At 56.2% G+C, this 26,102-nt stretch carries 20 protein-coding genes and 1 tRNA gene; 6 read left to right on the forward strand and 15 right to left on the reverse strand.

The features are described from left to right. Nucleotides 1-13: 13 nt before the first annotated feature. Both OZX70_RS07505 and OZX70_RS07510 read right to left on the reverse strand, forming a co-directional pair. Nucleotides 14-2,599 (reverse strand): DUF2207 domain-containing protein, encoded by a 2,586-nt coding sequence (locus OZX70_RS07505; RefSeq protein WP_277180390.1) that lies wholly within the window; start codon nt 2,597-2,599, stop codon nt 14-16. Nucleotides 2,600-2,659: 60 nt separating this feature from the next. Continuing rightward, nucleotides 2,660-3,238 (reverse strand): LemA family protein, encoded by a 579-nt coding sequence (locus OZX70_RS07510; protein WP_277180392.1) that lies wholly within the window; start codon nt 3,236-3,238, stop codon nt 2,660-2,662. A 215-nt stretch (nt 3,239-3,453) separates the two neighbouring features. Between OZX70_RS07510 and OZX70_RS07515 the strand changes: the two genes are divergently transcribed. Then, on the forward strand, nt 3,454-4,740 hold the full coding sequence (locus OZX70_RS07515; RefSeq protein ID WP_277180394.1) for a hypothetical protein: 1,287 nt from the start codon (nt 3,454-3,456) through the stop codon (nt 4,738-4,740). A gap of 344 nt (nt 4,741-5,084) precedes the next feature. Here the strand turns inward: OZX70_RS07515 and pgi are convergent, their stop codons facing one another. From pgi to OZX70_RS07535, 4 genes are all read right to left on the reverse strand, one after another. Next, the gene (gene pgi, locus OZX70_RS07520) at nt 5,085-6,779 is read right to left on the reverse strand and encodes a glucose-6-phosphate isomerase (protein ID WP_277180396.1); all 1,695 of its coding nucleotides are present in this window, start codon (nt 6,777-6,779) and stop codon (nt 5,085-5,087) included. A gap of 270 nt (nt 6,780-7,049) precedes the next feature. Next, nucleotides 7,050-7,382 carry a type II toxin-antitoxin system HicB family antitoxin gene (locus OZX70_RS07525; protein WP_277180398.1) on the reverse strand — a complete coding sequence of 111 codons (333 nt, stop codon included), beginning with the start codon at nt 7,380-7,382 and terminating at the stop codon, nt 7,050-7,052. Continuing rightward, the gene (locus tag OZX70_RS07530; RefSeq protein WP_277180400.1) at nt 7,379-7,645 is read right to left on the reverse strand and encodes a hypothetical protein; all 267 of its coding nucleotides are present in this window, start codon (nt 7,643-7,645) and stop codon (nt 7,379-7,381) included. The genes OZX70_RS07525 and OZX70_RS07530 overlap by 4 nt, the downstream gene beginning before the upstream one ends. 273 nt (nt 7,646-7,918) lie before the next feature. Next, nucleotides 7,919-8,233, reverse strand: a complete 315-nt coding sequence (locus OZX70_RS07535; RefSeq protein WP_277180402.1) for a hypothetical protein — start codon at nt 8,231-8,233, stop codon at nt 7,919-7,921. A gap of 586 nt (nt 8,234-8,819) precedes the next feature. Here OZX70_RS07535 and OZX70_RS07540 point away from each other — a divergent pair. Further along, nucleotides 8,820-10,157 carry a DUF6020 family protein gene (locus OZX70_RS07540; protein WP_277180404.1) on the forward strand — a complete coding sequence of 446 codons (1,338 nt, stop codon included), beginning with the start codon at nt 8,820-8,822 and terminating at the stop codon, nt 10,155-10,157. A 207-nt stretch (nt 10,158-10,364) separates the two neighbouring features. On the opposite strand, the gene OZX70_RS07545 is transcribed toward OZX70_RS07540, so the two are convergent. Further along, complete coding sequence (locus tag OZX70_RS07545) at nt 10,365-11,729, reverse strand: sugar phosphate nucleotidyltransferase (protein WP_277180405.1); 1,365 nt, start codon at nt 11,727-11,729, stop codon at nt 10,365-10,367. A 196-nt stretch (nt 11,730-11,925) separates the two neighbouring features. On the opposite strand from OZX70_RS07545, the gene OZX70_RS07550 reads away from it, so the two are divergent. Beyond that, nucleotides 11,926-11,998: transfer RNA gene (locus OZX70_RS07550), tRNA-Thr, on the forward strand. Nucleotides 11,999-12,059: 61 nt separating this feature from the next. On the opposite strand, the gene OZX70_RS07555 is transcribed toward OZX70_RS07550, so the two are convergent. Further along, on the reverse strand, nt 12,060-12,935 hold the full coding sequence (locus OZX70_RS07555; protein WP_277180407.1) for a LysR family transcriptional regulator: 876 nt from the start codon (nt 12,933-12,935) through the stop codon (nt 12,060-12,062). Between the two features lie 284 nt (nt 12,936-13,219). On the opposite strand from OZX70_RS07555, the gene gap reads away from it, so the two are divergent. Beyond that, nucleotides 13,220-14,236 carry a type I glyceraldehyde-3-phosphate dehydrogenase gene (gene gap / locus OZX70_RS07560; RefSeq protein ID WP_277180409.1) on the forward strand — a complete coding sequence of 339 codons (1,017 nt, stop codon included), beginning with the start codon at nt 13,220-13,222 and terminating at the stop codon, nt 14,234-14,236. 150 nt (nt 14,237-14,386) lie between these two features. Here gap and OZX70_RS07565 read toward each other — a convergent pair whose 3' ends face one another. The 6 genes from OZX70_RS07565 to OZX70_RS07590 all read right to left on the reverse strand — a co-directional run bounded on the left by OZX70_RS07565 (nt 14,387) and on the right by OZX70_RS07590 (nt 22,814). Next, the gene (locus OZX70_RS07565; protein ID WP_277180411.1) at nt 14,387-15,283 is read right to left on the reverse strand and encodes a class C sortase; all 897 of its coding nucleotides are present in this window, start codon (nt 15,281-15,283) and stop codon (nt 14,387-14,389) included. Between the two features lie 31 nt (nt 15,284-15,314). Beyond that, the gene (locus OZX70_RS07570) at nt 15,315-17,363 is read right to left on the reverse strand and encodes a BspA family leucine-rich repeat surface protein (protein ID WP_277180413.1); all 2,049 of its coding nucleotides are present in this window, start codon (nt 17,361-17,363) and stop codon (nt 15,315-15,317) included. Nucleotides 17,364-17,384: 21 nt separating this feature from the next. Next, complete coding sequence (locus OZX70_RS07575) at nt 17,385-18,932, reverse strand: hypothetical protein (RefSeq protein ID WP_277180415.1); 1,548 nt, start codon at nt 18,930-18,932, stop codon at nt 17,385-17,387. A 505-nt stretch (nt 18,933-19,437) separates the two neighbouring features. Then, nucleotides 19,438-20,943, reverse strand: a complete 1,506-nt coding sequence (locus OZX70_RS07580; RefSeq protein WP_277180417.1) for an MDR family MFS transporter — start codon at nt 20,941-20,943, stop codon at nt 19,438-19,440. Between the two features lie 299 nt (nt 20,944-21,242). Continuing rightward, a complete protein-coding gene (locus OZX70_RS07585; protein WP_277180419.1) occupies nt 21,243-21,728 on the reverse strand; it encodes a MarR family winged helix-turn-helix transcriptional regulator in 486 nt (161 codons plus the stop codon). 180 nt (nt 21,729-21,908) lie between these two features. Beyond that, on the reverse strand, nt 21,909-22,814 hold the full coding sequence (locus OZX70_RS07590) for a LysR substrate-binding domain-containing protein (protein WP_277180422.1): 906 nt from the start codon (nt 22,812-22,814) through the stop codon (nt 21,909-21,911). Nucleotides 22,815-22,892: 78 nt separating this feature from the next. Between OZX70_RS07590 and OZX70_RS07595 the strand changes: the two genes are divergently transcribed. Next, nucleotides 22,893-23,831: an EamA family transporter gene (locus OZX70_RS07595; protein ID WP_277180424.1), complete on the forward strand. Its 939-nt coding sequence runs from the start codon at nt 22,893-22,895 to the stop codon at nt 23,829-23,831. A 63-nt stretch (nt 23,832-23,894) separates the two neighbouring features. On the opposite strand, the gene OZX70_RS07600 is transcribed toward OZX70_RS07595, so the two are convergent. Beyond that, a complete protein-coding gene (locus OZX70_RS07600) occupies nt 23,895-25,121 on the reverse strand; it encodes a Na+/H+ antiporter NhaA (RefSeq protein ID WP_277180426.1) in 1,227 nt (408 codons plus the stop codon). A 397-nt stretch (nt 25,122-25,518) separates the two neighbouring features. Here OZX70_RS07600 and OZX70_RS07605 point away from each other — a divergent pair, with 397 nt between their 5' ends. After that, the gene (locus OZX70_RS07605; protein WP_277180428.1) at nt 25,519-26,058 is read left to right on the forward strand and encodes a MerR family transcriptional regulator; all 540 of its coding nucleotides are present in this window, start codon (nt 25,519-25,521) and stop codon (nt 26,056-26,058) included. The last annotated feature ends 44 nt before the right edge of the window (nt 26,059-26,102 follow it).

Below are 26,102 nucleotides of genomic sequence, written 5' to 3' on the forward strand. Positions count from 1 at the left end.
TTATCCGGACGTCTCAGCGGCCGCCGAAGCTGCCACCGCCCGAGCCGCCACCGGAACCACCGAAGCTGCCACCACTATCGAAACCACCGCCGGAACCGCCATCGGAGCCGCTGAAGGAGTCGGCGAACGTGGACTGGAGGGTGTCGAAGCCGGAAGCGATCTGCGCGCCGAAATCGCCGAAACCACCGAAACTGTCAACGCCGGAAAGCGCCTGTCCTGCGTCGGCACCTACCACGCCATTGCCTGCACCCACACCGCCGATCGACGGGTAGTACGACCAGTAAAGCAGCGAATCGCCGGCGTTGCCGTCCAGCCAGGACGAATCGGTGAGGTTCGGGAACACCTGCGCCATCCGCTTGGTGACTTTCCCACTGATTCCGAAAGCCGTGGCATAGACGAGATATTGGTCCCAAAGCGCCAGGTCGGGCACATCCCGCTCAGAAAAATCGCTGAAGTCTTCCATATACCTACGCAGGCCAAGCAATTGCGTGCCTGCCTGTCTGCCCGACGGCGTCAAGACCTTGAATTTCAACAGCCTGAAGAGGAATGCGAATACGAAAATCACCGGCACACCAAGGATAAGCGACAGCCCCCACTGGCCATGGAACTGGTCGCAGACGGCCCCGTAATCGTCCGTTCCGGAACCCAATTCGCTGAAAGCGAGGCCGTCGATGATCAGGGATTCCAAAGCCCCGACGATAACCAGCACCGCGGCCGCAACGTAGGAGAACACGAAGCGCCTGAAGTACTCGCCACTGGCGTATTCGGTGTCGACGCTGGTAAAGAACCTGTCCTGCGCTTTCGCGCCCTTCTCCCAATCGCCGAGCTGATCGTTGACTTGGCTCAAGTCGAAAGTCAGGGATTTCAGCTTGACGGAAATGTCCATGAGCATGGCCAACAGGCTTTTCTCCGACTTCGAGAGTTTTCGCCCCTTGCTGGCAGCTCTGGATGATTTCGGCAGTATTGCGATGGTGACGGTATCCGCTTTTTTGCCTCTGCCCAGCGCCCGGTCAAGGCATGTGCCGGCCTGTTTGCTGACGTCGGCGGCCGCAGCGGCGAGGTCGAGCCCCGAATACCAATCCGCCTTGCCCGGATACACTGCAATGCATTTCTTGCTCGCCAGCTCAAGCAGCGTGGACGCCGTCTGTCGTGATGCCAGGCTGGAGTCGCCGACGTCATCGGGCATGAGGGCATCCATCAAATCGGCCGCGGCTCCGGGCGTGATACGTGGAATGTCGCGCACGTAATCCACGTCTCCGCGAATCCAAGCCTTCCCGTTGCTGGCGATCACCGCGGCGATGCCCACCGCGAGAGCGAGAAGCACCGGAAGCGCGATGTACTTGATCAGCACAAAACGAGTGTCACCGCTGTTTTTGACGGAATTTCTCTGCTCATATTCCATCCACGAGACCACATCTTCCTTCGCGGCCCTGTGGACGCGATAGCGGACCTGGCCCATGCCGTGGTGGCCGAACATGGAGATCAGATCGATATGGTTCTTGGCGGGAACATGCTCGGCATCCATCTCGATGCTGCGCTGCCCCGTCCGTCTGATGGCACCATTGCGGGGATAGTCCATCCACTGACGCATCGTGCCGGCTTTCGTGCCCTGCGGCAGGGTAACCTTGGCATGGAAACGCCCGATGGGAATGCCGTTGTCGTCGGCGACGGGCTCCCACTTCATGTAGGCCACGTCGTTGTATACCTTGACGACGTCCTTGAAGGTCATCGTCACGTCGAATTTCATGCTTTCGGCCGACGTAGTGGTCGGAATGTTCCAGCCGATTTCGATGACGTCGCGCGCTGCACCCATTTTCGAAGGCTTTGTGCCGGGGTACCAGTCGCGCGAAGAATATTTCGTATCGGAACCTGCGTCCGAATCTGTGGTATCTGAATCCGCGGTATCTGAATCTGCTGTTCCCGAATCTGTTGTACCCGAATCCGCGTCTGCGTTCTTGTCGCCGCCGGCCTGCGTCTGCTGCTGGCCCTGCGTCTGACCCTGCAGAATCTGCTGCCTTTGCTGCCTCTTCGCCATGTCGTCCTGCTGCTTCTTGACGTCGTATTTGGCTGAGCTCATGGCCGCGGGCCGGTAATCCACGCTGGGCTTGTCGTCATCCACATTCGCATTATGCCCCAGATCGCGTGCGTACCAAGTCCCGGCATGGGTCGCGTCCCAGCGTGAGCTGTGCAGGGCGTTGGGAGAATCCGCGTCGCCATGGCGATAGGTCTGGCCCGTGGTCACGTTTTTGACTGAAACATCGGTGATGGCGCTGAGCGTGTCCTCGTCGTCCTCAATCTCATCCGCCGCTTTTCCGGGAGCGTCGGCCAAGCGGTAACGCTGGAACAGTTCACGCCACGGTTTGACGCCGTCGTCGTCCCCCTTGCGCTTGCCCAGCTTGACGTCGATATGCTGGGTGATCCGCAAATCGCCATTTGACATCACCACAGCATCGTCATCGAGCGAATTGTAGCTCATCTGGTTTCCGCTGCCGCTGCCCTGCCAGGCGCAGAACCCATAGAAGCCAACGACGATCACAACCACCACTAGGGCCACCAGAGCCGCTTTGCCGAGCCGTTTGAGGCTGTAGACCTCGCCCATCACCACGCGCCTTCCTACGATTTCATGTTGCGTATCAGAACCACAACTTCACCGGCAACCTCAGAACTTGACCTGCGGCACCGCCTTGTCGGATTCGGCGACCTGGAAATACTGGGCTTGGCTGAAGTGGAACATGCCGGCGATCACGTTGGAGGGGAACGTCTCGACGGCGGTGTTGAGCTTCTGCACCACGTCGTTGTAGAACTGGCGGGCGTAGGCGATCTTCTGCTCAAGATCGGAGAGTTGGTCCTGCAACTGCAGGAAGTTCTGATTGGCTTTGAGGTCGGGATACGCTTCGGCGGTGGCTTGCAGGGCCATCAAAGCGTTGCTCAAAGCCGACTCGGCCTGGGCACGGTCGGCGGTGGTCGCCCCACTGCTGCTGGCGGCCTTGACGGCTTCGGCGCGTGCCTCGGTCACCTTCTGGAAAACCTGCGATTCGTGGGTCGCGTACCCTTTGACGGTCTCGACCAGATTCGGCACCAGGTCGGTGCGCCGCTTGAGCTGCACGTCGATCTGCGAGAACCCGTTCTGCACGCGGTTGCGCAACGCGACCAGATGGTTATAAGCCACGATGCCCCACACCATAATGATGATGACGATGGCCAACACGACCAGCAATGCAATTATCCCTGCGCTCATGTCTTCTCCGTTCTCTTATGAACATGTTCAAGCTGACGTCGCTTCATTCTTGACATTCGATTTCAACTCCAGACAGCTTCTCTCAACCATGATACAAGGACTCTGGCCTTGAAACAGAAGGAAGGCTCAACGCATTGCCGAAGGCACTGATACAATGCTCAACGAGAGCAGATTACAGTCCTATCATCTTGGCAGCATGAAAGAGACGGCCAACATTGCATCGCTGGAAGAAGAAGTCAGAAGACACGCAGATACCGGTATCGGATGAGAATCTATCCATCGACGACACCTCATCCCAACTCGATTCGACGCGCTCAGGCCGAATACCCACCGAAAGCAACGAAGCGGACGAGGCCGAAGATAACCGCGTTGACAGCGAAAGCAGTCCGTGGTCGAACCAAAGTGACAACAGACACGGCAAAACCGGCAATAACGAGAGCCACGAAGATGCCGGAAACGAAGACGAAAACAACGATAGCCACAGCATCGAAGACAATCAGAAAGACGCTAGCAGATATACCGTCGCCGACAGCAATGAAGACGATAACGCAGAAGGCGAAGACAGCGATGACGCGGATGATATCGACGACGATGACGATGACACGGACGACGACGACAGTGCCGGGAACGGCGACAAACCCAAGTCGAAAATCGCGAGCGCTTGCGCTCTCATCTTTGTGATAGCGCTCGTTGCAGCACCGTTCGTTCTTCCGCATCTCGGTAGCCATTCCACATCTTCATCTTCAAACGAAGAGACATTCGACGAGAGCGTGAGAAAATCCCATATCCTCAACAAGGCGAACGACACGTTCACCGCGGATATCCAGAAGCCACACGACCAGCTCATCCACGCGCTGTATATCGTCACTCAAAGCAGCGGCATGAACGGCCCAGCCGACACCATCGAGCAGGACGATCTCGACGACCTCAAGGCCGCCACGGCCACTGTGGCCAATTCGGGCGACAAATTCACCAAAACGCAGGCCTACCGCGATTACGGCAATATCCGCAAGGCTTATCAGGCATATCAAGCCAAAAACAAGAAGTACATCAACGCTCACAACAATTTCAGCGATTCGGTGGTCGGCTACACCGCCACCATCAAAACCTGCCAAGAGGACGCACAAAAATATACAAATCTCAGCGACGACCCCGATTCCGTCAATACCATACAGACGATCATTACCAACTGCGAGGCGTCCGCACAAAGCGTCGCCCAGTCCAAAGACCCGTTCATCAAAGCCTACGCGAACGCGTGCCTCAAACGCATGGGCAAGGCGCAAAAGCAACTCGAAAGGATCAAGGCTCTCGGCTCACGCGACGAAATCCTGAACGATCTCGACAAAGCGCAAAAGTACTGGGCCATAGAAGACAAAATCAGGACTTACCTCTACGAGACCAAAGAGTACGGAGATAGTAATCCCGTCTACAAGGAATTGGATGACGCGAAGCCGAGCAAGGAAATGAAAGACCTGTACACGACGATATACACCATCAAATAAGCTGCCCCGTACGTTTTTCAATCGCTAGTTGGTAGACACCCCGGTAAGTTGCGTTGAAAAGCAGATTATGAGCCCTACTTTCCTGCTTTTGAACGCATCAACGCTAGCTACTGCGTTGAAAAGCAGAAAAATGGGGCCAATAATCTGCTTTTGAACGCGGTGCCACGCTTTGGCGCGTTGAAAAGCAGAAAAGTGAGACCAACAATCAGCTTTTCAACGCATCATACGCTCAGAAACGCAAAAGTGCTCAGTCACCCGAGTATGGTGACTGAGCACTTTGCCCGCATTGCTACCCTCGTCCAAACATCAAGTCGGAAGAAGGCACAATGCCTCAGCGCTTTTGACTACTTGCGATGCGCGCGATAGAAACGGATGAGGCTCTGGGTGGAGGCGTCCTGCGCCGCCAGCGCGTCATCGTCCTGCGAGATCGCAGGAGTGATCTGGCGGGCAAGCTGCTTGCCGAGCTCGACGCCCCACTGGTCGAAGGAGTCGATGCCCCAGACCGTGCCCTCGGTGAAGGTGATGTGCTCATAAAGCGCGATCAGCTCGCCCAGCGAGAACGGGGTCAACGCATCGCCGAAGATCGAGGTGGTCGGACGGTTGCCGCTGAAAACGCGGGCCGGCACGATGGCTTCAGGCGTGCCCTCGGCGCGCACCTCGTCGGCGGTCTTGCCGAACGCGAGCGCCTTGGTCTGCGCCAGATAGTTGCCGAGGAAGAGCTCGTGCACATCCTGGTCGCCGTCCTTCGCCGGGTTCGGGGTGTTGGCGAAGGCGATGAAGTCGGCGGGGATGAGCTGCGTGCCTTGGTGGATCAGCTGGTAGAAGGCGTGCTGGCCGTTGGTGCCGGGCTCGCCCCAGAAGACCTCACCGGTGTCGCAGGTCACCGGGGTGCCGTCCCAGCGCACGGACTTGCCGTTGGATTCCATCGTGAGCTGCTGCAGATAGGCCGGGAAGCGATGCAGGTACTGGTCGTAGGGCAGCACGGCATGGGTGGCCGCGTGGAAGAAGTTGCGGTACCAGACGTTCAACATGCCCATCAGCGCAATGACGTTCTTCTCGATCGGGGTGTTGGCGAAGTACTCATCCATCTCGTGGAAGCCGGCGAGGAATTCCTCGAAGCGCTTCGGTCCGCAGACGATGGCGATGGAGGTGCCGACCGCGGAATCCACAGAGTAGCGGCCGCCGACCCAGTTCCAGAAGCCGAAGGCGTTGGTCGGGTCGATGCCGAACTCCTCGACGCCCTTGAGGTTGGTGGAGACGGCGATGAAGTGCTTGCGGATGGCTTCGGCGCGCTTGGCGTCGCTGCCGTCGATGGCGCCGGAGGCCTTGAGGCCGTTCAAGAGCCAGGTGCGGGCCTCGCGAGCGTTGGTGAGCGTCTCGAGGGTGGTGAAGGTCTTGGAGACGACGATGAACATCGTGGTCTCGGGGTCGAGGTCCTTCGTCTTCTCAGTGATGTCGTTGGGATCGATGTTGGAGACGTAACGGGCGGAAATGCCGGCGTCTGCGTAGGGCTTGAGGGCCTCGTAGACCATGACCGGGCCCAGGTCGGAGCCGCCGATGCCGATGTTGACGACAGTCTCGATCTTCTTGCCGGTCACGCCGCGCCATTCGCCGCTGCGTACCTTGTCGGCGAACGCGTAGATGCGGTCGAGCACCTCGTGCACGTCCTTGACCACGTCTTGGCCGTCGACGATGTACTTGCCTTCGTCGGAAACCGGGCGGCGCAGCGCGGTGTGCAGCACAGCGCGGTCCTCGGTGTTGTTGATGTGGACGCCGGAATACATGGCCTTGCGACGATCCTCAAGGTGCACGGCCTTGGCGAGGTCGGCAAAAAGCTTGAGCGTTTCGGGCTTGATAAGGTCCTTGGAGAGGTCGAAGTGCAGGTCTCCGGCATCGAAGCTCAGCTCTTCAACGCGGTTGGGTTCCTCGGCGAACCACTTCTTGAGGTCAATGCCTTCGCTTTTCAGTTCGTCAAAATGCTTTTGCAACGCCGCCCATTCCGGTGTCTTCGTGGCGTCGATAGGAGGATTGATGGCCATATTATTAAGGTCCTTTCATCACGTGCCGCGGGGGTTTCATGGCTCTATCGTTGCTTATCCGAAAATGCCGTTCCCCACCGCTTGCTACGCTTATCAATTTACTCACAAAAGCGGACACAACAGCACAAAAAGCGTCGTGTTGACGAATCCAGCTACAGGTTCGATTTCAAACCTGACAGATAGTTCTCGAGCTTTGTGACATTCCATATTTTTCCCAAGCGCTATCCATCGAATTTGAAGCGAACAATCGCACATCGGCAACACGGAAACTCAGGCACCCACTAAGACGCGGCCACTGACCAACCGATTAAGGCTCACCTTTTCCTCGGCAGCTTCAAGTACCAGCTCACGGTGCTGTTCCGGGGTAACCCGTACGACGAACCTTCCGGAATAGTGACGGTCCGCAATGGGATCAGGCACCTTCTCGCCATTGGCTTGCATATCGGCCACCGTTCCAGCCGTCATATCAAGGATGCCTTGGAACGCTTCAATCTGACTGGAAGACAGCCACGAAAGGCTTGGAAACTCTGCGACCGTACCTACGAATTCGCCATCCTCTGGGCTCCAACTGACTCGATATGTGTAATGATGGATATCGCTCATTTTGTTTTTCCTAACGTATTGTCACCGACGATTTTATCTATGGCCTTTAATACCTGACGAACTTGATACGCCTTCGCCTTGCCATGGTCGTTTTGGATATTCACCCTTGGGTCACCTGGCCAAGGGGTCTTGTAGAGGCAGTGGCTCGTGGAGTGTTGGCGAGGTCGACCGAAATAGGCCTCGCACACCTTCTGCAAATCTTCGTAGCGTACACCTTTCGGGCTGCTGCGCATCTTTCCAACAAGCTTCTCTATATCTCCCATTGCGTTATAGTGTCATTATTGACACTATAATACAAGTTTGCAGTAGCCGTATTCAGAAGCCTTAAACTACAACGTTTGCCACGAGCGAATTGCGAACGGACAGCCGCTTTCACTCAAGACCTGTTCCCGCGTAGTCGGCTTAGCCCTTCACCCGCCCGACCGACCATCGCGATCTCGTCGCAGGCCTCATCGCCAGCGTCATCGTCCTGCTCGGCCTAACAGTCACCAACTTCAAACGCCGCCAGTTCCTACAGGGCTGAAGCCAGCCATCAATCAGCGCGAAGCAACGGCTTTCTCCGACTCAGCTTGAGATTTCGCCGCTTCCTCCGCCTTGACGATGGCCTCCATTTTGATTTCGGCTTCGAGTTCGCTCATCCCTGTCTCTTCTTTGAGAGCGTCAATGCGATCGCGAAGGACGATTGCACGATCTAACGAATCCTGCTCTTCTGGAGTCAAATCACGAATCTTGATCCATGGCCCCCATCCACCATCATCCAACAATGTATCGTTGTCGGCCTCTTCAGACCATTTTTCAACCTGCTCGGCAGTAATACCGAACATACGGTACAACTCATCTTCGTCCTGCATCACTGTCTCCTTCATATTAGCCTCGCTTCTTTCAGTATACGCTTCGTGGCAGGAGTCATAGCGTGAAAAATTAACCATCCAGAGTGGACATGATAAGTGGCAATCATCTCAAGATTTCTACCTTTGCCATCGACACCAATCGCAATCCATTGCCCGGAACCATTCGGTCTCAGTCGTAAGCATGCCCGAGATCGCCAAGCTGCCCGGACATCCTCATCGCTGACATCGGGATGCCGTCGATGAATCCTCGGGTGGATGATCGGTTCTGCGTTGATTTCGTTCATGTACCCATTGAACATAAAATCGTCCAATTACCGGGACGAAAACGGGTACTGTGGTCGAATGATAGCGGTTATCCACATCTTAGGCATGTCGCGGGGTCAGGCGATGAATTATCAACAGATTTACCGACAATTTTGACGTCCGTCAAGCGAGATATACACATTACTAAGCCAAGAACAAAAGTCAGACGGAACCATTCACATCTCTATGCGCAACCACGACCTCGGCTGGAATGTTTATCTACAATCCCGCAACCCAAGCATCCAATTCTTCCTCTTAGACGGTGCCTCTATAATGAGACACCATGAGTCTTGCTTTAACGGATTCCTCCGCATCCACAACCGGACAAGCCTCCGCAAAACCTCGCCGACCTTGGTACATCCTCCTGCCGCTGGTCGTCAACCTCGCAGCGTACATCGTCCTCTTTCCCGGCATAGACTCGCCCGACGCCGCCGACCAGCGCCAGCAATATGCTCAATGGTCCTTTAATAAGCAGCATTCCATCCTCGACACGTTCTTTCTGGGGTTCATCGCACGCAACCAGCTGTGGCTGAGCAACCTGCTGCAGGTGCTCATCTTCTCAGGCTGCATCGTCACAGCCCTGATCGTGCTGGCTCGCAGGGTGAGCCGCCGAGCAACCCTCGTAGCCACCTTGTTGTGGACGTTCTACCCGCTCTTCCCGGCCTACGCGGTCTCCTGCACCAAGGACGTGCTGTGCGCTGGGTTCACGCTGCTGCTGTGCGTGGAGGTTTTCGAGGCGATCGACACTAGAGGCGCGGCGCTGCGCCACCCATGGTTCCTCGCCGGTCTGGCCGTTACGCTTTTCCTGACCAACGAGTTCCGCAAGAACAATTTCATCTTCGTCTTCGCCATCATCATCTATCTGCTCATCCATTTCCGCCATTATTGGAGGCAGCTTGTCGCCTCGCTGCTCGCCTTCGCGGCCCTGAGCGCGGCCTGGGGCGCCTATTGCGACTACGGCCTGAAGGCCAAGCCCTCCCCCACCACCGAGATGCTCGGTGTGCCCCTGATGCAGGTTGGCTACATCTATTACCAGAACCTCCACGGTTCTCCGCAACACCTGAGCCCACAGGCCAACGCCTATTTCACCGCAATCCGCCCCGCCCAGCAGTGGTCGTCCAATTACGACGAGGAGCGCCTTTTCGTCATGAGCAACAAGGTGCCCGCGCTCACCGGCAAGGACCTGCGCCCGTTCCTGAAAAACTGGAGCGACGTGTGCTTCTCGAACCTCGGCACGTGCGTGGCCGCCTACGCCAAGTTCGAGGGCTCGCTAGTCAATCCGTTGCAGGACACTGACGACCAATACAGCATTTTGGCCGCCGCGCTGCACACCGACAAGGCCCACGCCGCGCAGTCCAAGCTGGCACCCATACCACACGTAATCTTCAATCTCGCGATTTTGGATTGGGCCCTGATTGCGCTGGCGGTTTTTGCATGGCGACGAGGTATGCACGAGCTGCTGCCGCTTTTCCTTATACCATTGAGCATCGGCGTCTCGTTGATGCTCTCCGCGCTGGCGGTGCAGATACGTCTGATGCTGGGCGCGATCATTCTGATTCCGTTCCTAGCGGCGCTGGTTTTCGGACGAGATAAGAGAAATGGAACGTCAAAGACGGACTAAAAGCAGACCGAGAAGGAACGAGCTAGCTGAGGCAAATCGTCGCAGGCTTTATCAAGTTGCAAACCAGCACAGCCCCCGCCAATCAGTATTTCATGCGTAATCCACGTAACATCCGCAAGAGTCATACAGGGTCACGCACAATGTCAGTAAGCCCTTGCAGCTTCGCAGCTTCGCAAACCACTCCAGAATCTCTTATATACAGATCTCCTACAGGATATCGTCACGGCCTTCGCGGTCGAGGTAGGCAACGAGATCCTTGACCTCTTGACTGCGGGCGCGCGGAGCAATAAGCAGCGCGTCAGGGGTATCGGCGACGACCATATCGTTGACGCCGAGCAGGGCGATGGTGCGGTCAGTCAGCGGCATCACCACGTCGCCGGCGCTATCGAGGCTCACGACCTTGTCACTGTCTCCCAAAATCTTAATATTGCGCGCTCCGGTGCTGGGCAGGAGCGCCGCTACGGAATTGAAGTCCCCGATATCGTCCCAGCCGAAATCGCCGGGAACCATGGCCACGCCGCCGGCCACGCTCAACGGCTCGGCTACCGCGTAATCGAACGCGATTTTTTCGATACCCGGCCAGTAAGTTGCCATCGCTTCGTCAATGGCGTCATTGTCGGCGTCGTCGACTTTAGCGTCAATATCATCTCCGACAATGCAAACGTCATCCATGCCATCATCAGCGCTCTCACTGCCGTTGCTGCCGTCCCGACCATTCGCGGCATCTTCGGTATTCTTCTTGCCGCCAGCAACACCCGCAGCTTCTTGACCGACATATTGCGCCGCCGCGATTTCCGCGTTTCCAGCCGTATCGGCACCGTCGTCTTGGTCCACAGCCATATAGGCGTCGGCGATATGCGAAATTGCGTCATACATTTCCGGTTTGTATTCGCGCAGATGATCGAGCAAAACATCCGCACGCATCACGAACATGCCGGCGTTCCAGCGGTATTCACCGGTGGAGAGATAGGCCTGAGCCGTCGCGGAATCCGGCTTTTCGACGAAACGTTCCACTAACCGAGCGTTCGGAGCGCCTGGAATTTCGTTGCCGAGTGAACGACCTTGGTGAATGTATCCGAAAGCCGTGGACGGGCGTGATGCTGCAATGCCGATGGTCGTCACATACCCGGCCCGCGCCGCTGCCACCGCCTGGCGCACAGCGTCCGCGAACGAATCCTTGCCACGGATGACATGATCGGCCGCAAACGAGCCGACGACGATATGTTCGCCATGACGACGGGCAAGAATGGCCGTGGCCAGCGCAATGGCCGCAGTCGAATCGCGCGGTACGGGTTCCGCAAAAATGTTCGATTCCTTGAGTTCCGGCAGCTGCGCCTCGACCGCCGCGACGTGCCGCCAGCCGGTACTTACCACGATGCGTTCCGGGCCCGCAAGCCGCGCCAACCGGTCGAACGTGGACTGGATCAGCGTGCGCCCGCTGCCCATCAAATCGTAAAGAAACTTCGGCCTCGCCCCGCGGCTCAGCGGCCAAAGCCTTGAACCTGTGCCCCCAGCGGGGATGATGGCATAAAAATCCTCGAAACCCTTATCCTGGGTCGATACATCCGGCATTGCATTTTCCAAAGTAGCCCATCCCTTTTCGCGCGATTCCAGCCTGTTTGCTCCTTAATATATTGTCGCTCAGCCCGTTGTCATTGCAAACGCGGACCTGCGAGACACGGCCGAACGCGAGGCTCGTGGACAAAATGCAAATCATCCAGTATTATTATTGTTTTGTGCGCGAGTGGTGCATACCGCTCGGGCAATTGCCGCTTTAGCTCAGTTGGTAGAGCGTCTCACTCGTAATGAGAAGGTCGACAGTTCGATTCTGTCAAGCGGCTCTTTATTTTTGAGTTCAATTGACAGTAAGTTTAACTTCTACTTCATCAAAGCATTACGAAACTATTCCACTTCGCCGTAGACACGATATTGCAGACGAATCGGCTCCATGCTGAGCTTGCGCAACTTACGCTGTGTAGTGAGATATGACGGCAGTAGTGCGATTCCCTTGCCCTGCTCCACCATGGTGACGATGGTTTCCAACGAATCGACCTCCATCAGGCGGCGTGAATTGCGCGTGGCCATATGGTCGCGCAACGAACGCTTACGGAAGGCGCATTCCTTATCGTGATTGATCAGAAGCGGTACATCGAGCGGTATCGGGGTGAACATCGGCTGCATTTTCTCACCAGTTCCGTCACCCTGCGTCCTGACGTTACTCGTTCCGTAATTCTTGTCATACCTTGCGCCAGCCAGCGGCACCCGACCGACCGGAATATTCTTGACCATGTCCTCGGCGGCAAGGTAAGCGGCTTCCAGCACCTCGGTGCTCATCAGTCGATAATTGTCGAGTTCGTCCATTTCCACGAACGCGACTACGGATTTGTACTGGTGCCGCCGCGCCTCGGGAACGATATTGCTTTGGCGACGGACGACGATGGTGCCATAACTTTCCGGATGGAACGACGGCACGTTGGTCATCATGTAATGCATCAGCGCTTCGGTAATCAGCAGGTCGCCCGGAGCTCCCGCCGCCTCGCGCCGCACGTCGTCGAGTTCGGCAGTAATGCGCAACGACGCACGATAAAGCCTCTTGCCGATACGGGTCGGCTCCACGCCTTTCGCGCTGCGCTCCACCAACGTTGTGTGGAACTCGTGCTCCAGCGATTTGAGCCGGGCACTGATATTCGATTGCGCGTAGCCGAGCGCTTTTGCGGCCTTGTTGAGCGAACCGGTTTCGATAATAGCTTCGAAAATCTCCAGATCGTTGAGATTCATCGCATTTCCTCCGTTTGTAACAGCGATGACCATAGCACCGTTGCCGCTGTGGGCTGACTCCTTCAAATCAACTAGAATAATCTATCCGAACAATCAGATATATTGATATGCTATCAGCAAATATCGAATAAACTACCCAGTAGACACAACGGTTCTACCTTCTCATAATTTACGATATCTATCATATTTAGTGATATCTATATCTATTTCAGATACTATGCAGGACTGGCTCGAAGTCGTATCTTGAAGCTGTTGGAAAACGAAAGACAAAGCAAGGAGCCATTATGACAGTGAAGATTGGTATTAACGGATTCGGTCGCATCGGCCGGCTCACGTTCCGCAGGCTTTTCGAACTCAAAAGCGACGAGGCCGAAATCGTCGCTATCAACGACCTGACCGACCCAGCGATGCTCGCCTATCTGCTGCAGCACGACAGCGTGCAGGGACGCTTCCCTGCCGAAGTTTCCAGCGACGAGACCGGCATCATCGTGGACGGCAAACACTATACCGTCTACGCCGAGCGCGACGCGGCGAACATCCCGTGGGTCGCGAACGATGGGGTCGAGTTGGTGGTGGAATCCACCGGTTTCTACACCAGCACCGAAAAATCCTCGGCACATTTGAAGGCGGGCGTCAAGAAGGTGCTCGTTTCCGCGCCGGCAGGTGACATGCCGACCGTGGTCTATGGCGTCAATCAGGACATTCTGACCGCCGACGACCGCATCATCTCCCCCGGCTCCTGCACCACGCAGTCCGTCGCGCTTCTGGCCAAGCCGATGAATGACCGATACGGCATCCGCGGCGGCTCGATGACCACGATCCACGCCTACACCGCCTCGCAGAGCCTGACCGACGGGACGAAGAGCAAAACCCCGCGCAGCAACCGCGCCGCCGCCGAAAACGTCATTCCCCATTCCACCGGCGCCGCCAAGGCCATCGGCTTGGTCATTCCCGAACTCGACGGAAAGCTCAAGGGCCAGGCACGCCGCGTTCCGGTTCGTTCCGGATCGTTGACCGAACTGTCGCTGGTGCTCGACAAGGCGCCTACGGCCGAGGAAATCAACACGATGTTCCGCGAGGTCACGCGCGACAACGATTCCTTCGGATACGACGACACTGGCCTGGTCTCCTCCGACATGATCGGCGACACCCACGGAGCGATCTTCGACCCGACCCTGACCGAAGTGGTCCCGCTTGGCGAGGGCAAAGGCGAGCTGGTGAAGGTCAGCGCCTGGTACGACAACGAATACGGCTTCACCTGCAACATGGTGCGCACCTTGCTACACTTCGTGAGGCTGTAACCTCTCGATTCGACGGAATCGCAAACCTGTGTGAAAAGCACCAAAACAGTTCTCAAATGGTGCTTTTCACCGCAATAAAACCAAAACCGTGAGAAAAGCACTAAAATCGTGCCCAAATCGTGCTTTTCGCCGCCGTAAAACTTTCTTTGATTAAGCCCGCCTATGTCGAACTATCCGGGTCTGTTTCCATGCGTTTCGCATCATGACGGGGCCGATGCCAAGCCATAGAGTCCCCAAGCCCGCCAACAGAGCCTCAGGGATACCCAATGCTGCAATTCCCGCATCATGGTACGGCGGTTTGCTCGATGGCACGCGGTGCGCGGTGACGGCTAGGCGGGAGGCGGTGCCGTTGGTGCAGGTGGTGAGGGTGATGAGGTCCTTGCCTCGTTCGATGGTGAACCGTCGCACTTCGTCGGGGCGTACGGTGACGATGTCGCTGACACGGTAGTCGAACTCGTGCCCGAGTGTGTAGATGATGATGAGGTCGCCTTGCTTGAGTTTTGGCAAATCGTCGAAGTATTTGGCACCGGTGAGCCCGTTGTGGGCGCTGATAACGGGACGTGTCGACGCTCCGCCGACAGGCAGGGACGAGTCGGGCATATGTCCGACGCCCTTTTCCAGGACCCTGGCGGTTATCGTGTGGTAGATGGGCAGGTCGACGTTGATAGTAGGTATGATGACACGCGCCATGATGCCGTCGCCCGTGTCGAGAATGCCGGCGTATCCCTTGCCGCCGGGGTCATCGTCATGTCCTAAGGTAGCCTGGGGCGAGTCGGCGAGCGCTCTGTTGTAGGCAAGGGCTGCTGCGAGTTGGGCTTTCTGTTTTTCTTTGGGCCAGGCCTCGGCCGCGGCTTGAGCTCTGAGTCCGTCGCGCCGGGCGTTGTCGGCGGCGACTTCGCGAATATCCCAACCGATGGCGAGGCTTCCGAAAATGAGGCCGACGAGTAGCCAGATAATGCACGTGTCCGCCATAACGACGAAACGCGAGTAACCCTTTCGGCTGTTCGCGCCATGTCGGCCAGCGATATGAACGATGTCGCGAAACATCGGTTGTCGCCCATCAGCAGACACGGAAGACTTACGCATGGCGACGTTGACGCAGCGCCAGACCGATGCCGGCCATCATCAAACCTATGGCTCCTATGGCAAATGTCACGACGAGTGGACGGTGACCGCCGGTGGTGGCGAGATGCGAGAGCAGATCGAGCCATTGAGGCGTCAGCACGTAGGACGTGGCGCTGTTTTGCCCAGAGGTCCATTCGGACGGCCCGATAAGAGAGCCATGGTAGCTGGGCGCGTATTCGGTGCCGCCCGCGGTTTTGAATCCGAGAAGTCTCGGATTGTTGCCCGAATGCGTCGGCAGTGTAGGAGTGTAGGTCGCGGTTTCGTAACCGGTCCAGTCGGGAAGAATACCGCGGCTGTCGTGAATAGTGGCAATCGCATGGACGCGACGCCAGGTGCCGGGTGCAGATGCCACTCCGTTTGTGCGGATATTGGTGACAGTGGATGGGTCGTTGTCACGCATGAATTGGGATTCGCCGCTAAAGTCGACGAAGGCGTAAGCTCCAGCTCCAAGATGGGTGTATGAGTTTGGGCCGGTAATAAGAGTATCAAGATGAGAACAGTAACTGAACATGCGATCGATATCGGTCACATGGGAAAGATTCCAAGTTGAGATATCAATCGCAGTGAGGTTGGAACACCGGCTGAACATACTATATGCATAGATCACTGCGTTGATACCCCAGTTCGACGTATCGAGCGTGACGAGGCTGGAACACCCGCTGAACATGCCTTCTGCATGCGTCAGAGATGGAAGACGCCAGTTTGCCACGTCAAGTGTAGTGAGACCGGAACACCCGCTGAACATGATAGCAGCGTTAGTCAAAGAAGAAAGTTGCCAATTCGACGTGTCAAGCGTAGTGAGCTTGGAGCAACCCCAAAACATACTATTGGCATAGTCCAGTGCGTTAAGACCCCAATTCGACGTGTCAAGCGTAGTTAGGTTAGAACAAGCATAAAACATATCCCAACTGTCGGTCAACGCCTCAAGATTCCAATTCGTCGTGTTGAGTGCAGTAAGACTGGAGCACCTGAAAAACATCCAAGTGGCATCGGTCAACGCAGCGAGACCCCAATTCGACGTGTCAAGCGTAGCGAGTCTGGAACAGCTGTCAAACATATAGTCGGCGTTTTTCAGCGCAGTGAGATGCCAATTTGTCGTGTTGAGTGCAGTAAAGCTGCAGCTTAGGAACATATACGTTGCGTCGGTCAGCGCAGAAAAACCCCAATTCGACGTGTCAAGCGTGTCCAAGCTGGAACAGCTAGAAAACATTTCTCGACTATTGGTCAGCGCCCCAAGGTTCCAGCCCGATGTTGTATTAAGCGCAGCAAGATTGGAGCAGTTCTTAAACATGCTGTCAGCACTGGTCAACGCGGAAAGACCCCAGCTCGACGTATCAAGCGCAGCGAGACTGGAACAGCCCTCGAACATGCCGGTAGCATTAATCAACGCGGAAAGATTCCAACTCGACGTGTCGAGGGCTGCAAGATTAGAACACTCCTCGAACATGCCATTGGCGTAGATAAGTCCTGAAGCATCCAAATTCGCCGCGGAAGTGAAGCTAACAAGACTGCCCATAGACCAGAACATGTGCTCTGCGTGCTGCGGAAGTTTTACAGGGTTGTCGATGGTGACAGCAGCAATAAGGTCACGATACGAAGAAAGCCACGGATAGAACTGCCGAAGGCTGCTGATGTTGTCCGGCAGCGTACCGACTCCGCTCGTCGATCCGAGGTGCATGGTGCAATCGGCATCGACCGACCAGTACGCATTGATACCGATGGGTGTCTGCGGCTGGACGGTGCAGGTGCCGTCCTGCGTCTGCGGAGTCTTGCTCGTGCCGCTCTTCTTCGTCACTGGTGCCTTGCCCGCCGGTTTCGGTTGCGGGGTCGGTGTCTTGCCTTTATTGACATCCTGCTGGTCATCGGATGATACCTGCGCACTGTCGCTGTTGGCAGCCTGCAAAGCGATGTTCTTGGCCGGGGCCAAGCCGCAGGTCACCGACAAAACTGCGACGAGACCTACGGCGGCCGTGAGAACCCGCTTCAATACAGTACCGTTCATAAGATATGAGCCTTGCTTGGATCAGGCCAGCGCATTATGACGACGTGCGACCGTGAAACCGATGCCGGCGATTGCCGCCACAATGGTCACCACGACAATCGTCTTGGTGACGAACCCGCCAGTGACGGCGAGCTGACCCAAGTTCGTCACGTTGTAGACGTCAATGGTCGGAGTCGACGTTGCGGCGTTGGGATCGGCGCCGAGCGCGCCGCCGCCGGTGATGGAACCGAGCAGACCGTAGTTGGTGGTCTCGGTCAGGTCAGTGGTCGAGCCGTCCCAATTAATTTTGAAGGTAAAACCGGGCTTGACATTCTGGTCATAGCCGGAGGGCACCATGGTCTGCGCCACGGTATAGGTGCCGGGGCCAAGATTGGCGATGGACGACGCCGTATCGACCGCATCCATGTTGTCATCCCCGCCGGTCACATGGAAGGTGCCAGTAATGTCTTGGGTATTGTCCCTGTAGGGATGCAACTTGATGGAAGGCTTGATGGAGACAAGTTGCAGGTCGGCGGTTGAGGTGACCGTAGAACTGTCGCTTTTCTTGCTGGAATAGGTAATCACGCCATCGGTGTTGGTGCCCTTGATCTTGGCGTCGACGGTGACGGTTTCGCCGGGGTGACCGGAAAGATCGTAGGTGCTGCCGCCGGACACGGTCGGATTGACCGCGGTTCCGCCGATCTTGACGGTCAGAGTCTCCAATCTGGCGTTCGTAGTATCGGACAGTGCAAACGTGGCAGTCGGGTCCGTGTTGTGGTCAGTCTCGGTGCCGGGCAGAGCGAAGGTGCCGTGAAGGTAGCTTTCGGTCTTCAATCCTGCGACCTTGACGATGTGCTTTGAGTTGTTCTTGGAACTGTCGCCCTTGTTGTCGCCTGGGATGTGATCGCCGATATGATCGCCGGGATCAGGATCCGGATCGGTAGGGTCGTGCCCAGGATTGGTGGTGATGGAAGGACCTTCGCCATCCGAACCAGTGGACTTGATGACCACAGTGTTGTTCTGCTGGCTGGGAATGTCGCGTCCGCCCGATTGCGTACCGAAGATGACGGGGTTGCCATTGCTATCGGTGATGAGGTAGTAGCCTTCATCGGGAAGCGAGACGGTATCGGTCGCCTTGGCACTGGTGAGCGTTGCATCCGGGGTGCCGGTCAACGCGGTGGCCAGACGCAAAGCGACCTTGTGCAAATCGGGCTCGCTCAAGCCGGCCAAGGTATGAATGGCGGTGCCGTTGACGGTAATACTCTCGGCCGCAAGAGCCGCGCTGATGGTAGTTTCCATGGCGGAGCCTGTCGTCAGATCGAATCCAGTGATAGCACCGCTTGCGGGCGTCACATCGGTGTAAGTGCCAAGCTTGTAGAACTTGAGGGTATGACCCGCCAGCGTATTGCCGGTCAGCGCCTTGACGGTCAGAGTCACTGCGGCTTGTGTGCCGACAACCGACGAAGAAGAAGCCGACGGTGCTGACGGACTGGCGTTGGCCACGCTCACGGTACCAGTGGCCAGTGCCAGACAGGCCGCAAGCGCGACAGGAACACCAATGATTCGACGAGTGAATGTTACTTTACTCATACTGTAATGCGCTCCTTAATTCTCCCGAATTAATCTATTACCCTGGGCTATCACACAATAAAACAGACAATCATGGATAGTTCTGTGACAATTATTATTCAGTTTATCAAAGAACTAGACAGGTAATACTTTGTTGTGTAGACAGTTAATCCTTTGACGTATGACAATCAGCCATGCCATTGAAATAGCTGCGGCACAACGCCGCGAACAAGACAGCAAGAAGCCCGGCATCGGATCATAGCATCGCCCGATTTGTTGCTGTCACTCGTTTTATTTGACAACCCGGAAACGCACTATCTGCCGCGTGTCGTCCGCTCGGCTGCTACCGGCCACCACCACCCCACTTGGCAGTGCACCATCGCTTTCCACCACCATTTACTTCCAAACAGTAAAAAACACCAAATCATGTGCACAATAGTGCTTTTTGTCGCAGCAATTCCAGACCAGCGACGAAAAGCACGAAAACAGGCCTCAAAACATGCTTTTCGTCGCAGTAAGACCAACCTCACTTGTTCTCGGCGGCAATGGCCTCACGTTCCGCAACGATGTTCGGGAGGAAGAACGAGGCGACAAGGCCGACGATCGCGAAAACGACCATGAGGATGAAACCCCAGTTGTAGCCGATGGCCTGCGCCGCCGCCTTGCCGGCCGAGGCTTGTGAGGTGGCGGCCAGCGAGATGACCAGCATCGCGAGCGCTGTACCCAGTGATCCCCCGACCTGACGTACCGTGGACGAAGCGGCGTTGGCATGGGCGGTGAGGCGGGCCGAGCTCAAGTTGATGCCGGCGGTGAAGGTGGTCATCATAGTGAAGGAGATGCCGACCATGCGCAGCGCATAGCACAGGCCGATCAGAGCCAGGCTCGTTTTCGCACTGAACCAGAGCATCGGCACCGAGCCGAGCAAGAGCATCAAGCATCCAAACAGCGAGAGTTTCTTGATGCCAAGCTTGTCGTATAGCGCTCCGGAAATCGGGTTGCAGACCACCATGACCAAAGCGCCCGGCATCATCACCAGGCCGCTGGCGAGAGCCGATTCACCACGCGTAGTCTGCAGATAAAGCGGCAGCACCAGTTCGATGCCGACCATAGCGATGTTCGAGATGGTGCTTAAAAGCGTGCACAGGTCGAAGCGTGCGTTGCTGAAAACGTGGAGGTCAAGCAGCGGCTTGGAAAGCTTCAACTGGCGGACGCAGAACAGCGCCATGATGACCACACCGACGATGAACAGCACCGCGAGCATCACCGTAATCCGCCCGGTGTTGCCGACTTCGGAAAGCGCGTAAAGAATGAGGCCAAAGCCGAAAATGGACTCGGCGAACGAGATGACATCAGTCGTGCTGTGGTGCGGCGAGGTGAGGTTGCGAACGGCTGGCAGGGCGAGTATGGCCGTGATGAAACTGGCGACGGCGAGAATAATAAAGAGCATCTTCCAGCCTGAGACTTTAAGGATCAGACCGGAAATGGTGGGACCTACCGCCGGGCCGAAACCGATGACCAAGCCTGTGACGCCCATGGCCATGCCACGCTTTTCGGGCGGGAACATCATCAGGATGACATTCTGGATGAACGGCATAAGTCCGCCGGCCGCGATGGCCTCGACGATGCGGCCCGCGAGCAGTACCCAGAAGTTCGGCGCGAAAATACAGACTATCGAGCCGACGAAGAAAACGGCCATCAACGTGACGAACGTGGTGCGCAGGTTAAAGGACTCGAACACCCACGCCGACATCGGAATCATCAGACCGACCACCAGTAAGTAGGCGGTTGTGAGCCATTGCGCGGTAGCCTGGCTTACCGAAAACGCACCCATGATTGTAGGCAGCGCGTTGTTGAGAAATGTTTCGGCCATAAGCGCCGTGAACGAGCCAAGCAATAGCACCGCCATCATCAGCCCACGCTGCCTCGGGGTAATTGACGAAGTGAAGCTGCCGCTTTCCTGCCCAGACTCAGTCTGCGAGTCCGGAGCGTTCCGCTGCCCGTCCTTCTGCATTTCCGATTCCTGATCTGCCATTGGTAACCTTTCCTGATTTATAGCAAGCTACAGTTTGGATAATAAAATAAGTCCGTATTATCGACACACAATTACGCGCCGGTTCCCTTCAATATCGAAGAAACATAGCAGTGAAGCCATTTTCATGCTCATTAGTAACTTCGGTGCTCCGAAAGTAGCTGATACACGAATCCTCTTTCCGCAGAAACCCCAGAATTTCAACGTTTCGAAAATTCGACCCACCGCCGACGGCAGCACTGAAGCATCAATTAGCCCCATATGCACATTCCCTGCTACGGAATCGTCATCAATTCTCAAGTTCATTGCGCCGAATCTTCCGAAAAGTTCGCGACGATACGTTTGAGCGCGGCTACCAATTTCTCCTGCTCAGCTCCCGACAAGCCATCGGTAATCATTGTGTTAATTTGCTTCATCACGCCATGAATATCGTTAATATGCGCATCCATCAACCGCCGCCCTTCAACGGTGAGACCAAGCAAAATCTGCCGCCGATCACTTTCCAGCTGCGACGTGTTAATAAGCCCTGAACCCTCCAAGCGCTTGACGATGCCACGAATCGTAGGATGACTCAACACAAACCGATCCGCAATCTCGCGCTGGGTGACGGCATGCCCGTGCGCGTCGTGCAGGTACACCATCAACGTAATCTGCGGCCCGGTGAGGCTGTAGCCCTCGAACATCGAAGCGACACGGTTGTTGAGCTCCTTCTCAATCAAGGTATTCGCCACCTTGATCAGCGGCCCCAAGCTATCAACTCCGTTTGCATCGATTTCCGCATCTTTCATATCCATAGCTTGCTACACTAATCACTTCTCCCGACTTATTCTCATTTTATAAGCGCCGCTTTTTATAGCGCACTGCGGGAACCGTCTGACGAGGCAAGTCCGCTGCTACCCCGCCAAGTTGCATGAGTAGGAGCGTATACACCATCAACGGCCATCAAAACCTGGACCTTACCGTCGTTTCTAGTCGCTCTTTGACGAACGAGAAAGCGAGAGAAGTGGGTCGGCGAAAGAAATGCAATCATCTACGAACGCTTGGGCTGCAGCAGTGGAATTGTACTGGCTCCATGCAAGATATTGCACTCGCGTAGGCCCGTCGATTACCGGCACCGCACGTATGCCGGGCGAAGCGGGGACGGAACCCGGCGGCAAAAGGGCGACGCCCAGACCGTGCGCGGCCAGCTCAACCATGAGCCCGACTTCCATCGCCTCAAACGTCACAGTGCGGGCGAGATTGGCCTTGCGGAACGCCAAATCCGTCTGCCTGCGTCCGGGGCCACCTGCCGGAAAATCGATAAACGGTTCTTGCGCGAGTTCCGAAAGACGCAGGCTCCTCTTGCCAACTAAACGATGATCAACCGGCAAAACGGCGACGAGCCGCTCACGCATGAGCTCATGCTTGCGCAAACCATGCAAATCGGTATCCGCGCTCACACCCAGCAATGCGACATCCATCGAACCCTTTCTGATCTGTTCGATGAAGACATCGGAACCTCCCGATTGCAGGCTGATTCCGACGGCCGGATGAACCGCATGGAAACGGCTGAGCACTTCAGGAAAATCAATTGCGGTAGCCGTCGAAATCACACCGATCGTCAAGGAACCTTCTATGGTTTCCGTCGCAACAGAACGTTTCGCCGCGCTCATTTGCTTGAGGCATTCCTTGGCATGAGGCAGAAACGCCTCGCCCGCTTGCGTCAGTTCGACCCTACGGCTGGTCCGAGCGAACAGTTCGACGCCAAGTTCTTCTTCGAGGGCCCGAATCTGATGGCTGAGCGCCGATTGGCCGACAAGGCAACGTTCGGCAGCACGCGTGAAATTACGTTCCTCGGCCACCGCAACCACATATTTCAATTGCTGGAACTGCATAATCAATGAATTTAATTCATAGTTAAGACCGTTTTCAACGCTTGGAATTATCAATTTATATCATGCATTATTGCAATTATGAGCACATCGAAACTATCGTCGCCCCAAACCGGTACGCACACAGACACGCAACCAGGCGACCATGTGGGTAGCCAGACCAAATGGACATTGCTGACGGCGTTGTCGCCAATCGTATGGGGCACGACCTACCTGAGCACCACGGCTTTGTTGCCGGCAGGTCATCCCCTGTTTTCTGGGCTTATGCGCTCACTGCCAGCAGGCATTATCGGCTTGATCATCACCCGACGACTGCCGCACGGTTCGTGGTGGTGGAAAAGCCTCGTGCTCGGCGTGCTCAATATGGCCATGTTCTTCCCGCTGCTTTTTGTCACCGCCCAACATCTGCCCGGCGGTGTCGCCGCAACGTTTACCGCGGCGCAACCAATTCTCATCACCCTTTTAGCCCCACCTCTTCTGCGCCAATCGTTCTCCAAACGTGGTTTCGTCTGGGGTCTTGCCGGACTTGCCGGAGTAGCCTGCGTGGTCCTCGGACCGGGCGCCAAGCTCGATGTCATCGGCATAATCTCCGGAATTCTCGCCAACGCCGGCATGGCAGCCGGAATCACGCTCACCAAACGTTGGGGACAACCCGAAAACACCTCGGCAATGGCGATGACCAGCTGGCAACTGACCTGGGCCGGCATCGTATTGCTTATTCCGGCATTCTGCATCGACGGCGTCCCCGCGGGAATTGACGCCAAAGCCGTCTGCGGATATCTTTGGCTGGGGCTTATCGGCGGATTGGCGACATACACGATTTGGACGGCTGGCATCCGTCGCCTTCCGGTTACTTCCACTGGCATGCTCGGCTTGCTCTCCCCGCTTACCGCCGCCGCACTCGGAGTGCTGCTCGCCGGAGAAACCCTTACACCGATTCAGATCGTTGGTTTTATCATCGCTCTTGCGGCCATGCTTTTCGGCCAATCCACAACGCAAAGCAGGAAGGATATCAGCTGATTCTAGCCAATTTTTACACGCACAAATCGATATCGTTTTCAATTACCAATTACTGTCAACGATTCACACCGTTGCGGATTGGTGGCTGCGAGACCTTCTGGCGATTATCAATTCAGCACTGCCAATAAGTGCGGCGACGACGGAACCCGTGAGAACAGCGGTCTTGGCAATTCCAGCGTGAACGGGATCGGAAAATGCCAAATCCGCCATCAGGAAAGCAACGGTAAAACCGATGCCGCAAAGTTGGGCGACCCCCAAACGTTCTAGCCGGCTGGGAACTGTGGCCTGCGGATCTTGGCTGGAAGAAGTGACCAGACCACATAAGCGGCAAATTTCAACAACGATGGAAACCCCGACCGGCTTACCCACGACCAACCCGAGGAACACGCCCAGAAAAACGGGACCAGTCAGCGAGCCGATACCCATACCTTGCAGGGAGACGCCCATCGCGAAAAACGCGAAAATCGGCAACACCAGCAATGACGAGAAGGGGCCGATAAGATTCGACCAACGTTCCGCACGCGCCCGGACTTCTCCACGAATCGGACTCCCCGGCACCAGCAGCCCTAAAGCAACTCCGGCGATGGTGGGATGAATGCCGGCCAAAAGCGCCATATACCAAGCCAGCAGGGCAACGGGTACGGCCACAATCCACACGACACGACGGCAACGCACCAGTGCGAACCACACAGCCAGGCAGACGGCAAGCCCCAGCAACGCCCAAACACTGCCGCCATGCGCGTAGACCACGGCAATCAAAAGAATGCCAATCACGTCATCGGCCACCGCCAACGTCGTCAAAAACGGCCGCAACCGCAACGCACCGACACCACCCGTCATGGCAAGCACCGCAACGGAAAAGGCAATATCGGTCGCGGTCGGCACCGTCCATCCCCGTAAGGTTTGATGCGAGCCGGCGTTCACAGCCAAATAAAAAAGAGCCGGCGTGGCGACTCCCCCAATCGCAGCCAGAACAGGGACCATCGCGTCACGCGCCCGCGAAAGCGAACCCGTAGTCAGCTCGCACTTCAGATCAAGTCCGACCACAAGGAAGAACACTGCCAAAAGCCCATCTCGAGCCCAATCGCCGACGCTCATCATCAGTCCGGGCAGCGCAATCGGCGGACGATACTCAGAGAGAGAACGATAGATGCCGGCTATCACCGGCAAATTCGCGAATGCCAGACCAAGGATTGCGGCAGCCAGCATTAACGCACCAGATTTCCTGCCATCCCGTGCGAAATGCAGCAAGCCCGACTTCAATCGTTCCGCTCTTCTTAAAATGCCCATTGTTTTTATAGTAAATCAATACCGCAGATTTACGCCCAGAAACGACATAGCGATGTTAAAACCGGCTGGACTTACGACCAGAAATCAGAGATAATCCACGCCACGAGTCCGCTTGTCGATAATGCCGAAATCGCTCGCGTTATTGCCATATTGGCAAAAATCAATCACGGCAAACGGGATTTCCTCTCTTCGCCGCATATTCTCTGTGGACTCCGCACTATCTTCTGTTGAGCAGCATTTTCCCAGCTAGCCAGCTAGAGCGACGCGAACGTTAACCGCCCTGGAAAAGTTCAGCAGTGATTATCGTTTCTCGGCCAGGTGACGTGAAAGCCAAGAGGAAAATTCATAGTATCCGCCGTTTTGACTTCAAGTGCTTTAAGTCAATAGAGTGAGGGACATGAACACTCAGACTTGGCATTCCATCGGCGAGGCGTCGCTGTATTGCGGCCTGCCGGAAAGCACGTTGCGCTATTACGAAGACGTCGGGATCATTACGCCGATCGCCCGCGACCCGGAAAGCGGCCACCGCGCCTATTCGGACGATGATTTGCAGGCGTTGCTGATCATCTCCTGCCTTTCGGCCACAGGCATGCCACTGGCCAAGATGAAGGAATACATGGCCAATCGCAAGCGCGGACGTGAAGGCGCCCCGACCGAAATCGACTTACTACGCGACCAGAAGCGTCGACTGACCGAAGAACGGCAGTTCCTGACGGCACGCGAGGAATACGTCAATCTGAAAATTCAGTACTGGCAGGCCGTCTCGGACGGCGACGACGCAAAAGCGGCCAATCTTGGAGCCCGAGCCGAACAAAAGGTCAAGGAAATCAGTCACTGGCACGACAACCATCAAGACGCCGAAACGGAAACCGCAGCAAAGCTGACCGGTTCGGCCTCGAGCGCAAAAAAGACGAAACGGAAGGCGGCGGCCCGCTGAAAGGCAAACGGTCTCGCCAAAAGTCGTCTTGCCGCCAGGCAACC

Source organism: Bifidobacterium sp. ESL0732 (assembly GCF_029395535.1).
Lineage (GTDB): Bacteria > Actinomycetota > Actinomycetes > Actinomycetales > Bifidobacteriaceae > Bifidobacterium.

Bases quoted from the DNA above. Each gene is read 5' to 3' on its own strand.
- OZX70_RS07505 (WP_277180390.1), bottom strand. From the start codon at position 2,599: ATGGGCGAGGTCTACAGCCTCAAACGGCTCGGCAAAGCGGCTCTGGTG.
- OZX70_RS07510 (WP_277180392.1), bottom strand. From the start codon at position 3,238: ATGAGCGCAGGGATAATTGCATTGCTGGTCGTGTTGGCCATCGTCATC.
- pgi (WP_277180396.1), bottom strand. From the start codon at position 6,779: ATGGCCATCAATCCTCCTATCGACGCCACGAAGACACCGGAATGGGCG.
- OZX70_RS07525 (WP_277180398.1), bottom strand. From the start codon at position 7,382: ATGAGCGATATCCATCATTACACATATCGAGTCAGTTGGAGCCCAGAG.
- OZX70_RS07530 (WP_277180400.1), bottom strand. From the start codon at position 7,645: ATGGGAGATATAGAGAAGCTTGTTGGAAAGATGCGCAGCAGCCCGAAA.
- OZX70_RS07535 (WP_277180402.1), bottom strand. From the start codon at position 8,233: ATGCAGGACGAAGATGAGTTGTACCGTATGTTCGGTATTACTGCCGAG.
- OZX70_RS07540 (WP_277180404.1), top strand. From the start codon at position 8,820: ATGAGTCTTGCTTTAACGGATTCCTCCGCATCCACAACCGGACAAGCC.
- OZX70_RS07545 (WP_277180405.1), bottom strand. From the start codon at position 11,729: ATGCCGGATGTATCGACCCAGGATAAGGGTTTCGAGGATTTTTATGCC.
- OZX70_RS07555 (WP_277180407.1), bottom strand. From the start codon at position 12,935: ATGAATCTCAACGATCTGGAGATTTTCGAAGCTATTATCGAAACCGGT.
- gap (WP_277180409.1), top strand. From the start codon at position 13,220: ATGACAGTGAAGATTGGTATTAACGGATTCGGTCGCATCGGCCGGCTC.
- OZX70_RS07565 (WP_277180411.1), bottom strand. From the start codon at position 15,283: ATGTTTCGCGACATCGTTCATATCGCTGGCCGACATGGCGCGAACAGC.
- OZX70_RS07570 (WP_277180413.1), bottom strand. From the start codon at position 17,363: ATGAACGGTACTGTATTGAAGCGGGTTCTCACGGCCGCCGTAGGTCTC.
- OZX70_RS07575 (WP_277180415.1), bottom strand. From the start codon at position 18,932: ATGAGTAAAGTAACATTCACTCGTCGAATCATTGGTGTTCCTGTCGCG.
- OZX70_RS07580 (WP_277180417.1), bottom strand. From the start codon at position 20,943: ATGGCAGATCAGGAATCGGAAATGCAGAAGGACGGGCAGCGGAACGCT.
- OZX70_RS07585 (WP_277180419.1), bottom strand. From the start codon at position 21,728: ATGAAAGATGCGGAAATCGATGCAAACGGAGTTGATAGCTTGGGGCCG.
- OZX70_RS07590 (WP_277180422.1), bottom strand. From the start codon at position 22,814: ATGCAGTTCCAGCAATTGAAATATGTGGTTGCGGTGGCCGAGGAACGT.
- OZX70_RS07595 (WP_277180424.1), top strand. From the start codon at position 22,893: ATGAGCACATCGAAACTATCGTCGCCCCAAACCGGTACGCACACAGAC.
- OZX70_RS07600 (WP_277180426.1), bottom strand. From the start codon at position 25,121: ATGGGCATTTTAAGAAGAGCGGAACGATTGAAGTCGGGCTTGCTGCAT.
- OZX70_RS07605 (WP_277180428.1), top strand. From the start codon at position 25,519: ATGAACACTCAGACTTGGCATTCCATCGGCGAGGCGTCGCTGTATTGC.